The sequence below is a fragment of the Hoeflea sp. TYP-13 genome (genome assembly GCF_040932035.1).
GTDB lineage: Bacteria > Pseudomonadota > Alphaproteobacteria > Rhizobiales > Rhizobiaceae > Hoeflea_A.
The window spans coordinates 557,497-572,164 of sequence record NZ_JBFRBB010000002.1 but is presented as its reverse complement, the minus strand read 5'-3'; the positions used below and the strand labels follow the sequence as shown (position 1 = coordinate 572,164).

General features: G+C 55.4%; 16 protein-coding genes. 10 read left to right on the top strand and 6 right to left on the bottom strand.

What is annotated here, in order from left to right; translation table 11 throughout:
• The first annotated feature begins 212 nt into the window (after positions 1-212).
• Both ABVT35_RS13025 and ABVT35_RS13020 read left to right on the top strand, forming a co-directional pair.
• Positions 213-998 carry an alpha/beta fold hydrolase gene (locus ABVT35_RS13025; protein ID WP_368467008.1) on the top strand — a complete coding sequence of 262 codons (786 nt, stop codon included), beginning with the start codon at positions 213-215 and terminating at the stop codon, positions 996-998.
• Complete coding sequence (locus ABVT35_RS13020) at positions 995-1,900, top strand: alpha/beta fold hydrolase (protein ID WP_368467007.1); 906 nt, start codon at positions 995-997, stop codon at positions 1,898-1,900. The genes ABVT35_RS13025 and ABVT35_RS13020 overlap by 4 nt, the downstream gene beginning before the upstream one ends.
• A gap of 2 nt (positions 1,901-1,902) precedes the next feature.
• Here ABVT35_RS13020 and ABVT35_RS13015 read toward each other — a convergent pair whose 3' ends face one another.
• Positions 1,903-2,706 (bottom strand): enoyl-CoA hydratase-related protein, encoded by an 804-nt coding sequence (locus tag ABVT35_RS13015; protein ID WP_368467005.1) that lies wholly within the window; start codon positions 2,704-2,706, stop codon positions 1,903-1,905.
• A 156-nt stretch (positions 2,707-2,862) separates the two neighbouring features.
• On the opposite strand from ABVT35_RS13015, the gene cysE reads away from it, so the two are divergent.
• Both cysE and ABVT35_RS13005 read left to right on the top strand, forming a co-directional pair.
• Positions 2,863-3,681 carry a serine O-acetyltransferase gene (gene cysE, locus ABVT35_RS13010; RefSeq protein ID WP_368467004.1) on the top strand — a complete coding sequence of 273 codons (819 nt, stop codon included), beginning with the start codon at positions 2,863-2,865 and terminating at the stop codon, positions 3,679-3,681.
• Between the two features lie 125 nt (positions 3,682-3,806).
• On the top strand, positions 3,807-4,019 hold the full coding sequence (locus ABVT35_RS13005) for a DUF3126 family protein (RefSeq protein WP_368467003.1): 213 nt from the start codon (positions 3,807-3,809) through the stop codon (positions 4,017-4,019).
• An 81-nt stretch (positions 4,020-4,100) separates the two neighbouring features.
• Here the strand turns inward: ABVT35_RS13005 and ABVT35_RS13000 are convergent, their stop codons facing one another.
• Positions 4,101-4,853 carry a hypothetical protein gene (locus tag ABVT35_RS13000; RefSeq protein WP_368467002.1) on the bottom strand — a complete coding sequence of 251 codons (753 nt, stop codon included), beginning with the start codon at positions 4,851-4,853 and terminating at the stop codon, positions 4,101-4,103.
• Positions 4,854-5,025: 172 nt separating this feature from the next.
• On the opposite strand from ABVT35_RS13000, the gene ABVT35_RS12995 reads away from it, so the two are divergent.
• Positions 5,026-5,553, top strand: a complete 528-nt coding sequence (locus tag ABVT35_RS12995; RefSeq protein WP_368467001.1) for a gamma carbonic anhydrase family protein — start codon at positions 5,026-5,028, stop codon at positions 5,551-5,553.
• Positions 5,554-5,733: 180 nt separating this feature from the next.
• On the opposite strand, the gene ABVT35_RS12990 is transcribed toward ABVT35_RS12995, so the two are convergent.
• A complete protein-coding gene (locus tag ABVT35_RS12990; RefSeq protein WP_368467000.1) occupies positions 5,734-6,339 on the bottom strand; it encodes a transglutaminase-like cysteine peptidase in 606 nt (201 codons plus the stop codon).
• A gap of 274 nt (positions 6,340-6,613) precedes the next feature.
• Between ABVT35_RS12990 and ABVT35_RS12985 the strand changes: the two genes are divergently transcribed.
• Entirely contained in the window at positions 6,614-7,249 is a 636-nt protein-coding gene (locus ABVT35_RS12985) for a trans-aconitate 2-methyltransferase (protein WP_368466999.1), read from the top strand.
• Positions 7,250-7,348: 99 nt separating this feature from the next.
• Here the strand turns inward: ABVT35_RS12985 and ABVT35_RS12980 are convergent, their stop codons facing one another.
• Positions 7,349-7,960 (bottom strand): PilZ domain-containing protein, encoded by a 612-nt coding sequence (locus tag ABVT35_RS12980; RefSeq protein WP_368466998.1) that lies wholly within the window; start codon positions 7,958-7,960, stop codon positions 7,349-7,351.
• Positions 7,961-8,334: 374 nt separating this feature from the next.
• Between ABVT35_RS12980 and ABVT35_RS12975 the strand changes: the two genes are divergently transcribed.
• Together ABVT35_RS12975 and ABVT35_RS12970 are read left to right on the top strand one after the other, a co-directional pair.
• The gene (locus ABVT35_RS12975; protein WP_368466996.1) at positions 8,335-9,078 is read left to right on the top strand and encodes a rhomboid family intramembrane serine protease; all 744 of its coding nucleotides are present in this window, start codon (positions 8,335-8,337) and stop codon (positions 9,076-9,078) included.
• A gap of 301 nt (positions 9,079-9,379) precedes the next feature.
• The gene (locus ABVT35_RS12970; RefSeq protein ID WP_368466994.1) at positions 9,380-9,808 is read left to right on the top strand and encodes a CBS domain-containing protein; all 429 of its coding nucleotides are present in this window, start codon (positions 9,380-9,382) and stop codon (positions 9,806-9,808) included.
• Positions 9,809-9,898: 90 nt separating this feature from the next.
• Here ABVT35_RS12970 and ABVT35_RS12965 read toward each other — a convergent pair whose 3' ends face one another.
• Positions 9,899-10,318, bottom strand: a complete 420-nt coding sequence (locus tag ABVT35_RS12965) for an HIT family protein (protein ID WP_368467866.1) — start codon at positions 10,316-10,318, stop codon at positions 9,899-9,901.
• Positions 10,319-10,340: 22 nt separating this feature from the next.
• Complete coding sequence (locus tag ABVT35_RS12960) at positions 10,341-10,562, bottom strand: hypothetical protein (RefSeq protein ID WP_368466992.1); 222 nt, start codon at positions 10,560-10,562, stop codon at positions 10,341-10,343.
• Positions 10,563-10,618: 56 nt separating this feature from the next.
• On the opposite strand from ABVT35_RS12960, the gene ABVT35_RS12955 reads away from it, so the two are divergent.
• Together ABVT35_RS12955 and ABVT35_RS12950 are read left to right on the top strand one after the other, a co-directional pair.
• Positions 10,619-12,367, top strand: a complete 1,749-nt coding sequence (locus ABVT35_RS12955; RefSeq protein ID WP_368466990.1) for a thiamine pyrophosphate-dependent enzyme — start codon at positions 10,619-10,621, stop codon at positions 12,365-12,367.
• Positions 12,368-12,635: 268 nt separating this feature from the next.
• Positions 12,636-14,624: an autotransporter assembly complex family protein gene (locus ABVT35_RS12950; RefSeq protein ID WP_368466988.1), complete on the top strand. Its 1,989-nt coding sequence runs from the start codon at positions 12,636-12,638 to the stop codon at positions 14,622-14,624.
• Positions 14,625-14,668: the final 44 nt, after the last annotated feature.

Genomic DNA, 14,668 nt, shown 5'->3' with positions numbered 1-14,668 from the left:
TGTAATGATGTCGCTCCTATTTGCTATCGAGAGGCAAGTCTTCCTCCCTTGTCAACCGCTGGTAGGCGTTCGTCGGCTAAATTCGAGTCGCCGTAAAATCTGATTGGCATTGTGATCTCACGGCATGTCACGCGGCAATCGAATGGGTGCTTGAGAAATGTTCAAGATTGGCATAAATGCTGTTATTCAACGTGACTATGGAGCCGTATTGAATGGACATCGACCGCTTGCCGATGAACGAGATCAGCAATGGAGGCGTTCGGATCGCTTATCTCGATGTCGGTCCGAGAGACGGCTATCCGGTTCTTCTTATCCATGGCTTTGCCTCCACGGCACATGTCAACTGGGTTTTCACTGGCTGGGTCAGGATGCTGTCGGAATTGGGCTATCGTGTCATAGCACTGGATAACCGTGGCCATGGCGGCAGCGAAAAACTCCACGACCCATCAGGCTATACGCCTGATTTGATGGCCTCGGATTCGTTGGCCCTGCTTGAATTCCTGGCAATCGAACGCGCCCATGTCATGGGATATTCGATGGGTGCCCGGCTCAGTGCCTTTCTGGCACTTGCTGCGCCGGAACTGGTGAGCACACTCGTATTTGGCGGCCTCGGATCGGGAATGACCGAAGGTGTGGGCGACTGGGGGCCGATCGCGGATGCGCTGCTGGCGCCGTCGATTGGCGATGTCACAGATGCGACGGGCCGCGCCTTTCGCGCATTTGCGGACCAGACCAGGTCGGACAGGCAGGCCCTAGCCGCCTGCATTGAATCATCACGGACGCTTGTTGTGCCGGCGCAGCTTGCAAGGCTGACCATGCCGGCGCTCGTAGCGGTGGGAACCCGGGACGATATTGCCGGCTCTGCCGAGGTGCTGGCCGGTCAACTTCCCGATGGCCGCGCCTTTGATATAGCGAACAGAGATCACATGCTTGCCGTGGGCGACCGGAGCTACAAGGCAGCGGTCGCACAATTTTTCGAGGAGTCTGAAATTTCATGACTGATGTTGGCGTCGATCAGGTGTTGCCGGATTTGCAAGAGCGGTCTTTTGTCGGTGTGAATGACAACAAGCTGGCCGCCAGTGTTTATGAAGGCGGCGGCCAGCCGATTCTGCTGTTCCATGGTGGCGGGCAGACACGGTACGCGTGGGACAAAACCGCAAAAAGGCTTCAGGCGGATGGAATGACTGCAATCACGGTGGACCTGCGCGGCCACGGTGAAAGCGACTGGATTGCGGACCAGTCCTATTCCTTTGACGATTATGCGGCCGACGTCGCTTTGATTGCCCGCGCGACCTACAAGGAATACGGCGTAAAGCCGATTGCTGTCGGGGCTTCCCTTGGCGGGATATCTTCCCTCGTTGCGCAATATGAATCGAACCAGGACTGTTTTGCAGGGCTTATCCTTGTAGATGTTACGCCACGAATGCACAGGGATGGCGTCGACCGTATCCTGGGTTTTATGTCTGACCGCATCGAAGATGGTTTCAGTTCACTGGAAGAGGCTGCCGACGTCATATCGGCCTATCTTCCCAACCGCAGCAGACCGAAATCGCTCAATGGTCTGTCTAAGAACCTGCGGCTTGGCGACGACGGGCGATACCGCTGGCACTGGGATCCGGCCTTTATTACCGGACCGCGTCCGGTCAACACCGGACGGCTCCGTTCTGAGGAATACCGCATGAATGCGGCGCGTGCGCTTACGATACCGACCCTTCTGGTTCGCGGAGGGCAATCGGAACTCGTATCAGAGGACCACGCGGAGGAGTTTTTGAAGCTGGTTCCGCATGCGAAGCTGGCGGATGTTTCGGGTGCCGGGCATATGGTTGCGGGAGACCGAAACGATATTTTCCAGGCCGCGATACTCGAATTCCTGGACGACATTCTAAAGCAGGACAGATGATCCTATTTGCCGGCAAAGCTGGGGCTGCGTTTTTCCCGGAACGCCCGGCGGCCTTCCGCGTAATCCGCGCTCCTGAATGTCGATTGCGCCACCTCTTCAGCGCGTAGCAGATCCTCATTCCTGCCCGTGAGCGCTGCTCTGATGGATAATTTCGAAGCCCGGTTCGACAAGGGAGCGTTTGCACAAATCTGGTCGGCCAGTTCGTGAACTGCTGTGTTGAGGTCGGCAATGCCGCAGACCGAATATAGGAACCCTGCCGATTGGGCTTCCCGGGCGTTCATCCTGCGGCCGGTATATAGAAGTGCGCGTGCGGGCTGCGGCCCGAGGGCCTCGACGATGTCGCTCATGGCGTCTACCGGATAGGCAAGGCCAAGCCGCCCGGCAGGGACCGCGAACAGGGCTTCGTTGCTGGCAATGCGCATATCAGTTGCTGCCGCCAGGCCAAAGGCGCCGCCAAAACAGACACCGTTGATCATTGCCACCACCGGTATCGGGCACAGCCGCACGGCTTGAAAGGCCGATGAGTTGGAAAGCTCATAGCCCTGTGCGGTCGACGCATCCTGGCGAACCTCATCGAACTCGGAAATATCCGCGCCTGCTGAAAAGTCGGTGCCGCCCTCGCCATGCATGATGATGCAACGAATGTCACCCTGCTCGCATAACCAGTTCAGGGCTACCGGAATATCGCGCCACATCTCGAAGCTGATTGCATTCTTGCGTTCCGGGCGATTGATGCTCAAATATCCCCTGTTCCCGTCGGTTGCCGCAATCAGGCCGTTTTGTGCGAATGTGTGCCTTGATTTCATTAATAATATATCCATTTGAATTTCGATGTGTCTGGCCTATCTTTACCGGATGTTGTTTTAAGTGCGATAGGGGTTGCACAGTTTGTGTCGACAGGAGCGGTCATCCGTTCCACACTTTTCGAGGCCCGGTTGGGGCGCTCATCGGAGGACGAAAACATGGTTGCTGACAAGGCTCTGAGTGCGGAGCAGGTCAAAACGATGGACCCGATCTGGGATGCAATCCGGACGGAGGCATTTCAGGCTGCTGAAAACGATCCGGTGCTTGCCACCTACCATTACTCAACAATCCTGAATTTCAGGACGCTCGAAGATGCCGTCATTCACCGCGTATGCGAGCGCCTCGATCACCCGGACATGCCGACGAATCTGCTGCGGCAGACTTTTGAGGAAATGCTGGCAGACCAGCCGGGCTGGAGTTCAATATTGCGAGTCGATATTCAGGCCGTTTACGATCGCGACCCGGCCTGCGACCGTTTCATCGAGCCGGTCCTTTACTTTAAAGGGTTCCATGCCATCCAGGCGCACCGGCTGGCTCATTGGCTTTGGGAGCAGGGGCGACGCGACTATGCGCTTTATCTCCAGAGCCGTTCTTCCGAGGTGTTCCAGACGGATATTCATCCGGGTGTGCGCATGGGCAAGGGAATATTCCTTGATCACGCGACCGGTCTGGTGATCGGCGGAACGGCGGTCATTGAGGACGACGTTTCGATATTGCACGGCGTTACGCTTGGCGGCACCGGCAAGGAGCCGGGCAACAGGCATCCGAAGGTTCGTCACGGCGTGCTGATCGGCGCGGGCGCCAAGATTCTGGGCAATGTCGAAATCGGCTGCTGCTCGCGCATCGCTTCCGGATCTGTTGTCTTGCAACCGGTTCCCGAGTCGACCACGGTGGCCGGCGTGCCGGCCCGTGTTGTCGGAAAGGCGGGTTGCAAGGAGCCGGCGCGTTCGATGGACCAGATACTGGGCGACGACTGAACGCAAGCTGTGCACAGCCTGGTATCGCGCTAGCGTAAAACAGCGAAATTCACATTGAGGCCTTTACAGCCGGATGATTGCATTGCATGAAACCGGGCGTGCAAGGCAATCAAACGGAGAGCATCTTGAAGCCCGAAGAACTGCGAAAGCTCGATTCCTATTTCAAACGGACGTTCAATCCGCAAATGGAAGTGCGGGCACGGCCGCGCAAGAATGATTCCGCCGAGGTCTATATTGGCGACGAGTTCCTGGGCGTATTGTTCCGGGACGACGAGGACGGCGATCTTTCCTTCAATTTCTCGATGGCAATTCTGGATATCGATCTCGACGATCATTGAGAAGACCGCGCGGCACCTTTTCAATCCCGCGTAAGTCGCCAAAGCAAGTTTATGAAAAGCCGCACGCGATGCGGCTTTTTTTTATGATGGCTGACCGTTTTTCGCTGCCTGGAACGCATCAAGGACATAGGATTTGATCGCAGCGTCCAGCCGCCTCCATTCGGGAAGAAGCTCGCGGGAAAAGCGGTATGTCACCGTCAGGTCCGCGCTGATGTTTATATCCCGCATGCAAGAATGTGCGCCGGAGGGCAGACCTTGCTCTATCAGACAGCGTGCTGCAAATGCGGCTTCATTATCCCGAGCGCCAACATAGAGCATCTCACCGGCATAGCGGGTGTCATTTCCAAATTCGTATGCGAGAAGCCCGCTTTCCTTCGACAGCGTGCCGCCGTCCGTCAATTTGCTGTAAACCGGATCAAGCCGCGCTGACATGTCCAACGGCATGGAGCGTGCCGACAACGACAGGAAAACAAGCCGCTGTGAATTATCGACATCATTGAACTGCTTGCGGTTGGCGTGTGTGTAGCCTTCAAGTTCAGGCCATGTGAAATAGGCATCAATGCGTTTGTGCACACCACCTTTGCGCTGGTATTCGAAGCGGATCGTGTTGGCCGGCAGCGCAATAGATTTGCCGTTTATCCTTATTGTAACCGGTGTTGGATCGACACTGTGCCCGCTCATGACCATGCGTTCGCCGATCATGCGTCCACCGATGCTGAGCGCCAGGGTCAAGACGCCGACCGCGGCAATAAAGACAGCAGCCTTGCGCAGCAACCCCGGAGAGATAAGAGGCTTGATTTCCCCGGGCAGCGTTGACGACGTCGGCTGATTCATGAATAGAGGATCCAACTGGCTCCCGCCCATACGCAGGGGAGCAATCATAATCTTCCAAGATCATTCAGGATTATGGTTAATGGGTCGTAAATTTGCGATGCGGCAGAGCCTGAAATTTGCATTACCGGTAGGTGACCGATGCGGTCACCGCCAACCCTAATTGGAGGAATTTATGCCACTTTACAGACTTGGCACCGATAGCCCGGTCGTGCCGGACGGATTTTACTGGGTTGCTGAAACAGCGGTCCTTATCGGCCGTATCGTTTTGGAAGAAGATGTCGGCATCTGGTTCGGAAGCGTGTTGCGCGGCGACAATGAGAACATCACCGTGGGGGCAGGGAGCAATATTCAGGAAAACTGCGTTCTGCACACGGATATGGGGTTTCCGCTTACCATAGGTGCAGGGTGTACAATTGGTCACAAGGCGATGCTGCATGGCTGCACAATCGGCGATAACAGCCTTGTCGGAATGGGAGCAACGGTACTGAACGGAGCCAAAATAGGCAGAAACTGTCTCATCGGCGCTGGCGCCCTGGTGACGGAAGGCAGGGAAATTCCCGACAACAGCCTGGTAATCGGTGCACCTGCCAAACCTGTTCGCCAGCTCGATGACAAGGCTATTGAAACACTCAAATGGTCAGCGCAGCACTATGTCGAGAATGCACGGCGGTTCTCCAGCGATCTGGTGCGTGTCGACTGATATTTTTGTATTTGCAAAAATTGGGGAGGGAGCCGGCGTGATGCCGGCTCCCTAGGCCTGGTCTGAGACGGGAAGGGTGGGGACTGACCAAGGCCTTACTGTTTGCGTGCCCCGCAACCGAACTGCATTTGATGCCGATATTTCGTGCGCACCGCCCGTCGCCGATACGCCAACGGCAATTTAGTTATCCCTGATGCTGCCGACCGTGGTGGGCCTGCTCTGCTTCAGTCTGGTCCATTTGCCTGAATGACGTGACGATTGTCGCTTGAGGAATGTGTATTCCGTATCCGACCAGAGCAGCACCTTGTCGCGCATATTGTCCAGAATATAGTCGCCAAGATCCGTGCGAACGGTCAGCACAGCGTGACCAGAACCGTCAGGCTGGCGCACGACCGTGATAAGAAGATCGGAGGGTTTCAATCCGGCATCCATGAGGCGCTGCCTTTTCAGCAGCACATAGTCTTCACAGTCACCCACGGACTTGGGATAGGCCCATAGCTCTTCGACGCCGAAAATCTCCATGTCGGTCTGCGGCCTGATCGCCTGGTTGACGGCATAGTTGACTTCCAGGATTTTCCGCCAGGCTTTCCTGGTCAATTTCATAGGCCGGGATTTGCGGGAACGCTGATTGCATTCGTCCGGATTGGCCCGACAAAAATTGTAGTGCCCGACCGGCTGGCTGGTAACACCCAGTGTCGTCATGTTGGAGGCGTTGGCCTGCGCTTCAATCGGCAGCGTAAACAGCGCACACACAAGCACACCCTTCAAATATGCTCTTGTTTTCATGTCTTTGTCTCCCCGTCTCTGTGGGAGGGACAATGACATCTAAGTTTTTACATCGCGCAAATAATAACAATATAACTAAGTACAAATGATTGATATAGTTGAGATAAATAAGAATAAAATCAATATAAAATAAGAATAAAAATTGTATAAAACTTGAAGCAAATTTTCCGGGTTTTGCTATCGTGCGGGAATCCCGCCTGTGTCCATCCGCCGCGTTGTATACACCTGCCGGCGTTGCCACCTTTTTGGGATACAGACGGCAGGGAACCGCGCCATGGATAAAACAGAAAAAGATCTCAGTGCCCATTGGGAGGCTGCGTATGCGAATACGCCGGCAGAAGATGTCAGCTGGTTTCAGTCAAGCCCGCAATGTTCACTGAGCCTGATTCGGCATACGGGCCTCGGCCGCGATGAACCAATTGTCGACGTCGGTGGTGGAGCCTCGACCCTGATCGATCACCTTTTGGATGATGGCTTTGGCGACCTCACGGTCGTTGATGTGGCCTCAACGGGCCTCGAACAATCAAGAAGACGGTTGGGAAAAAAACGTGCCGCCGGCGTTGAATGGGTCGTTGCTGATGTGACGACCTGGCAGCCAATGCGGCGATATCGTCTGTGGCATGACCGAGCCGTCCTGCATTTCCTGACCGATCCGGCTGATCAGGCGCGATATGTAAAAACGCTAAAGAAGGCCGTCGAACCTGGCGGGTGGGCAATCATAAGCGGATTTGCACCCGGTGGACCGCGCCGCTGCAGTGGCCTCGATATCGTTCAGCATGATGAGACGAGCCTCGGCAAACTGTTGGGCGCGGAGTTCAAATTGCTCGAAAAGCGCGATGAAACGCATCTCACGCCGTCGGGCAAGGAACAGGCATTCCGCTTCTGCCTGTTTCAGCGTGAGAGGACCTAGGGCGCCCGTCCTGCGGCACGGCGCGTCCATCCAAATACGCGGACAGACTCGTTTCCCGGTAAAGGCGCACAGGTTAATTGGTCCCGGCTGATCTGGAGACTAGATAAAGTTTTCCAGCGCGTCGGGTGGTTGGATGGTTGCGAACTCGATGGCAACACCGTCGTCGAAATGCCTTACGACGCGTGCGCGCATGGTTCCAAGTATCACCTGAGCGCCCATTTCCGGACGGACTTCCAATTCGAGAGCCGCGCCGGACATGGATAGATCGACGATGCGGCACGGATACGTGTCTCCGTCCGCCAGCCTGATTTCAGCATTTGGATTGCGCGGCACGATCCGCTCGTGGCGGCGGTCTTCCGGCAGCCCGAGCTCGTTGCGGTTTGCAAACCAGGTCAATTGGGCAGCAAGCTTCTGGCGCTTCCTGTCCGTCGCGCTTACCGCAATGCGGAAGCCGTCATCCAGCATTTCCGTGATTTTGCCTTCGATGCGGCCGATATGATCGATATAGGAAACAATCCGTTCGGTGATTCGCGGCAGAGCTGCACTTTTGAACTGCACCTCGCCTGGGGACATTGCCACCGCCACGCATTCATATTCGGTGAAATCCGCACACATCAGCCGGCCGTGCAAATTGACGACAACATTTTGATATGTCGTGTCATCTTCCGGTTCCGTCAACAGCGCCTGTGCCGATCCTTTTGCAAAATGCATGTGGCTAAAATCCGATCCTTTAAATTGTCCTTTCACAATAGGCTGTTCTGGTTAACAAGCGGTAATCAGCCGGCCTAACTATTTAGGAATTTTCCCATGCAATTGGACTGGAAAAAGACAACGCATGGTTGCGATTTGCGATGCGGGGATCGGATTTCATAATTAAGGTTAACAACTGCTTTACGTTGCCCGGCCACATGGGCTGTGGCATAGGTGGGACAACACTTCACTGGCTGCATTCAGCAGCATCACAGCACAGACTCAGGTTCGGGTGGGGCCCGACCAAAGCCGTTTGACAGCATTGTCAAACGGCTTCTTTTTTGCCTGCCGCTGATATATGAGACAATCGGTTGTAGAGCAGGAAAGGCGCTTTCATGACAGGCGATCACGGTTCCGACGGTTCAAGCGGCACGAATGCCTGGGGAAATGCCCGCCGGGCACGGCAGCCGATGTTTAATTTGCCGTCGGTAATCACCTGGATGCTCGCACTTATGTGGCTGCTTCAACTCGGCCGCGATTTTCTGTTGAGCCGCCTGCAGGACTATCAGGTTCTGATCGAGGGTGGTTTTATCCCGCTCAGATACTCTCTTGCGGCTTCAGAGCAGAGCTACGCCTGGCTGTGGACACCTGTCACATATTCGGTATTGCACGGCGGTTTTGCTCATCTGATCGTCAATTCGATCTGGCTGATGGCGTTCGGTGCGGTGGTCGCAAGGCGAATAGGCACCGGTAAGTTTTTGATATTCTGGGTTCTTTCGTCCATATGCTCGGCCGCACTCTACTGGGCTGCCAATCAGGGCAGCAATATACCGATGATCGGTGCATCCGGCGTGGTTTCCGGGCTCATGGGGGCTGCGGCGCGTTTCGCATTTCCGATGAACGGCCGATTTGACCGCTTACATGCGCATTTGCTGCCCCGCCTGACCCTGCAACAGGCAATGATGAACCGCACCGTAATCACCTATGTAGCGATCTGGTTTGGCATTAATGCGCTGGCTGCATTTGGACTTGCTGCCGGTGCAGAAGAAGGTGCGCAAATTGCGTGGGAAGCGCATATCGGCGGATTTCTATTCGGCTTTTTTCTCTTTCCGCTGTTTGACCGGCCAGGGCCTACATAGGCTGGAAATGGACGCTATATGTAGAGGAAGGATGGAATCGGCACGATTTGCCTTCCCATTTACCTGTGGCGGTCAGAATCAAAATTATTTAGTAATTACAGATTTTTAAAGCTATTTCTTGATGGTATTTTTATCCACAGCTACACGTAAGAATAAGCCACATGCACCAACATTGGAGTGCGGGTTGCGCTTGCAATTCACAATCAACCCGCGCACCATGTGTTTCGAGGAATGGCGAGCGCGCAGATTTCGCAGGCATTGCGTGTTTGGGTGACTGCGTCCTCGGCAAAAGGAGGTCACGATGACAGTTAAAGCTATTTTGGATCAAAAAGGTCGGGATGTGTTTACCGTGGGGCCGGACATTACGGTCGCGGAAGCCGGCAAGCAGCTTTCAGTGCACAAGATTGGTGCAATCGTCGTTGTGGATTCGGCTGACAAGATATGCGGTATCTTGTCCGAGCGCGATATAGTGCGCGCCCTGGCGGAGAACGGTCCGGCTGTGCTGGACAACAAGGTTTCCTCGGTCATGACATCGAAGGTGAAGGTTTGTGACGAGACCTTTTCGGTCAACCGGCTGATGGAAATGATGACTGAAGGGCGCTTCAGGCACCTTCCGGTTGAAGTTGAAGGTAAAATCGGCGGAATAATCTCCATCGGTGACGTTGTTCGCATGCGGATTGAGCAGGTCGAGCGCGAAGCGGAAGAAATCAAGGCTTATATTGCAAGCTGAATCGCAAACCCGAAAATCACGAGTAACATCAAAGGCGGCCTGCGGGTCGCCTTTTGTTTTTGCGCCGCGGCAAGGTTTTCACAAAGATCGCTATAGTGCCTGACGGATTTTTTCCGCATTGGCTTTCAAAATTTCTGGATCTTCCATATCGCCGGAGTGCGGCTTCAGCTTGATGCCCTCAAATCGCGGGATGATGTGGAAGTGCAGGTGATAAACCAGTTGCCCGCCGGCGGGCTCGTTGAATTGATGAATGGTCACGCCGTCGGCGTCAAATGCCTTGACCACGGCCTTTGACAGGCGTTGTGTCGTGGCTATGACGCTCGCCAGATCGTTTGCTTCAACATCGAGAATGTTTCGCGCGGCGGCCTTGGGAATGACCAGGCAGTGGCCTTCGCCCCTTGGCATGATGTCCATGAATGCAAAGGTCTCGGTATCCTCATAGACCTTGTGGCAAGGCATATCGCCTCGAAGGATTTTGGCGAATATGTTGTCGTTGTCATAGGCCGCCATCTGCGTCATCGTCGATCCCCATTCATGCATTTTGCGTTGCCGCGTCAATTTGCGGCCACGGCAACGATTGCCTGCTGGGAACTGTTCCGTCAAGCGGCATCAGGCCGGCTGCCGTGACCATATTGGCGGTGGCGGCAGCCAAAGAAGTGTCGCCCGCAGGAACGACAAAAACACTTGCAAGCTTGATTAAACCCTGTCGAAGATACGATAGAGCTGAAAGAATCAACGCGATCACCGGTTGCAAGCGAGTTGCCTGCAACGCGCCGGAGGCATTGCTGAGGCAATCAACGGGAGAAAATCATGGCATCCAAGAAAAACGTTTGCGAAGTTCTGCTGGAAAACCTTCATGCAGTTGGGGTGCGCAAGATCTTCGGCGTAACCGGGGATGCCCTCAACCCACTTCTGGAAGCCATGCGCCAGGATGGACGCTTCAAATGGATCGGCGTCAGGCATGAGGAGAACGCCGCCTATGCAGCCTATAGCCAGGCCACATTGTCAGGCGGTATCGGCGTTTGCGCGGGTACGGTCGGCCCGGGCGCTCTTCATTTGATCAACGGTCTCTACAGCGCCAAGAGAGAAGGCGCAGGCGTCGTGGCCATAACCGGCCAGATCGGACACAAGGAACGCAGCACGAACTATCACCAGGAGGTCGATCTGGAAAAGATGTTCGACGATGTTTGCGCGTTTCAGGCCATCATCAACTCGGCAGAACAAATGCCACGGCTTGCTCAGATCGCCATTCAAAGAGCCCTGATAGATCGGGAAGTCGTGCGCATCGAGTTGCCCATTGACGTGTCGGGAGAGGCTGTGCCCAATTTGAGGTCCCGATATCATATCGTGACCCAGCCATCGTCGGTCATTCCGCCTCAATCCGAGATCGAGCGCGCCGCCGACCTCATCAACAAAGGAAAAAAAGTGGCCTTCTTCTGCGGTGTCGGCTGCCGCGAGGCTAAGGATACAATTGTAAACCTTGCCAAGCGCATCAATGCCCCGATCGCTCATACGCTCAAGGGAAAGGACATTTTCGACTATGATGACGGCCCGGTGGTTGGAATGACCGGTCTTATCGGCAATCCGGGTGGTTATCACGCAGTACGCGATTGCGATGTGCTGGTCATGCTCGGCACTGATTTTCCCTATGAATGGTTCCTACCCGACGGACCGGAGATCATTCAGGTCGACAGCCGCGTGGAAAATGTCGGACGCAGGGCCTCAGTTACGGTCGGGCTGGTCGGCACGGTCAAGGAAACTGTAGAGCTTCTGGCGCCGCTGGTTAAGGACAAATCCGACGCTTCCTACCTCAACCGGCAAAAGAAGCGCGCAATGGGCTGGCTGGATCACATGGACAAGGACGGTTCGCTTGAGCGTGTCAGCGAGCCGCTTCACCCGCAGCTCATTGCCAAGGCAGTGTCGGACAATGCGTCGGATGATGCGGTCATTGCCTCGGATGTCGGCGAATGCACTGTATGGATTGCCCGGCAAATGCGGCTCAAGGGCGGGCGCAGGCTGGTCGGTTCCTTCAATCACGGCTCCCTCGGATCCGGCTTCCCAACGGGACTGGGGGCGATTGCTTGCGATCCGAAACGCCAGGTCTGGGCGCTTTGCGGCGATGGCGGCTTTGGCATGGCGATGCAGGACTTTGTCACCGCCGTTCGATATGACTGGCCGTTGAAGGTTGTTGTTTTCAACAACAGCGAGCTTGGCTTCGTCAAAATGGAAATGGAAGTCGGTGGATACGCCTATAACGCTGAAGCTACGCATCTGGTAAATCCGGATTTTGCGGCCTACGCCAAATCCTGCGGCGGCGACGGTGTCCGTGTTGAGAAGGCTGAAGAGATAATGCCGGCTATCGAGGCGGCATGCAGTTCCGATAAACCCTTCCTGATCGACGCCATTGTCTCGGCCGGTGAGTTTGTCATGCCCCCGCATGTGACGATCGAGCAGGCCTGGGGATTCGGCATGGTCAAGATCAAGGAGGGCATACTCGGCCTGAAGGGCGATCACACCCAGTGGGACAACTGGAAAGACGAATTAAAATCCGTGCTTTAAACGTTACTGCACAATCATTGCGGCCGCTCGATTTTTGCACCTGATTGGGTTAACAATGAGCTGCCAAATTCGTTAGAATTTGGTGAGGATTGGGGCCTATCATTTGTAGCCAACACAAGTTGCGGGTGCATGTGTGCCCGGTTCGGATGTGTATAGCGTTCCGGAACTCTGGCCGCAGTGCCTCTTCCGGGGTGAAATTTGACAGTTTGCCGCGTAAGTTGGTGTGGCAAGATTCGTCTCGTGTAGGGAAGGGTGGTGCAGGCAAGCTTTGGCACTTTTGGGGAACAATGGCAGCTTCGGGTTGAAACTGCTTTCCGGCCCGGCTGATCCTGCCAGACAACGCATGAACCGCGATCGGCGTATCCTGTCTGGAATTCGAGCCCTGGCGAGCGGCCTTGCCGTGGCGCTGATCGTAGCCATGCCAGTCGCAACGCCGGCATTTGCCTTTGAACTGTTCGGAATTCGCCTTTGGGGCGAAAAGAAGCAATCTGAACAGACGGCGGAGGATGTTCCGGATCCTATTCGCTATCAGGTCGGACTGACGGTCGACGATCCTGAACTGAAGGAGCAACTCGACAACGTCTCGCTGCTGGTTACCAAAAAGGATACGCCGCCATCCGGAACGATCGGGTTGTTGACGCGCGCCAAAAACGACAAAAAACGGCTGGTGGCGGCGTTGTTTTCGACTGCCCACTATGGCGGTACGGTCAACATACTCATCAACGGCAATCCCTTTGAAGTGGTGCCTATTGACGCTGTACTAGACAGAGGCGAGGTCACGGTGGCCATTCATGTGCTTGCCGGGCCGACCTTCACATTTGCAAATCCCGATGCTGCAACCACGAACGGACAACAAATCGATCTGACGGAATATGGCGTCGTCGCGGGACAGCCCGCGCGCTCGGAAGTGGTCGTTGAAGCAGAAAAGAAATTGGTCGCTGCATGGCGTGACAAGGGCTATGCATTTGCCAAAATCGCCGGGCGTGAGATGATTGCCGATCACAACGACCGCGAACTTGAAGTGGACCTGCGCCTCGATCCGGGTCCGCTGACGGTGTTCGGAAAAGTCACGGTGAGCGGCGCCGAGGATGTTGAGCCTGATTTCATCATCCAACAGGCAAATATACCGGAAGGGACGGTTTTCAGCCCCAAGCGGCTCACAGATGCCGCCAAGCGGCTGCGCGGACTTGGCGTGTTCGACAGCGTTGTAATCATAGAAGCAGAAGAACCCGGGCCGGGCAAATCCGTTGCAATATCAATCGAGGTCAGTGAAAGAAAACCGCGCACCGTAGGCATCGGAGTGACCGCAGCCACCAAGGATGGCCTGGGCGCCGAAACATTCTGGGTTCACAGGAATCTGTTCGGCCGGGCAGAATCCATACGCGTTGAAGGCGCAGTGTCGGGCGTCGGTCGTTCCAATTTTTCGACATCGCTCGACTATCACGTGGCAGCGACATTCACGAAACCGGGCGTGTGGGGCCCGACGACGAGTTTCCAGTCCCGTGTCGAGGCGCAGTTTCAAGATACGGATGCGTATAAAAAGCAATCGGTCGGTGGCAGCGTCGGGCTCTCCCGCGAGTTCAGTGATCAGCTGACGGGCGACATAAACCTGAACGTCGAATACGCGCGCTATCAGGATACCACCGGCCCGTCTACGAGCCTGTTGATCTCAACACCGATACAGCTCATCAGAGACACACGCGACAACAAACTCAATCCGACCTCAGGATACCGGGCGCTGCTTTCGACCGAACCAACCTATGACACGCATAATGGTGATGGTTTTTTGAAGTCCCAGGTGGCCTTCAGCACATACAGGGCCGTTAATGACGCCGGAACGTTCGTTTTGGCTGGCCGCGTTAATGTGGGCACCATCGTTGGGACGGGACTATCGCAGGTTCCTGCCGATCGCCGTTTTTATGCCGGCGGTGGCGGTTCGATCCGTGGCTATGGATACCAGTCGGCAAGTCCGAGAACCGCCGGACAGCCGAGCGGCGGCCTGTCGCTCGTTGAAACCTCGATCGAGGCACGATTCAGCCTGACGGAAACCATTGGCCTTGCGGCATTCATCGATTCCGGCGGTGCATTTACTTCGTCAACTCCGGGCCAGGGCGGCACCTGGTATACGGGCGTCGGCGCAGGCGTTCGCTATTTGACACCTGTTGGACCGTTCCGCATCGACGTCGGCTTTCCCCTTAACAAAATCAGCGGCGATCCCGATTTTGGTGTTTATCTCGGCCTTGGGCAGGCATTCTGAACGTGTTGCGGTATAGTAGGTTTGCGAATCCCATGACCGGTTGT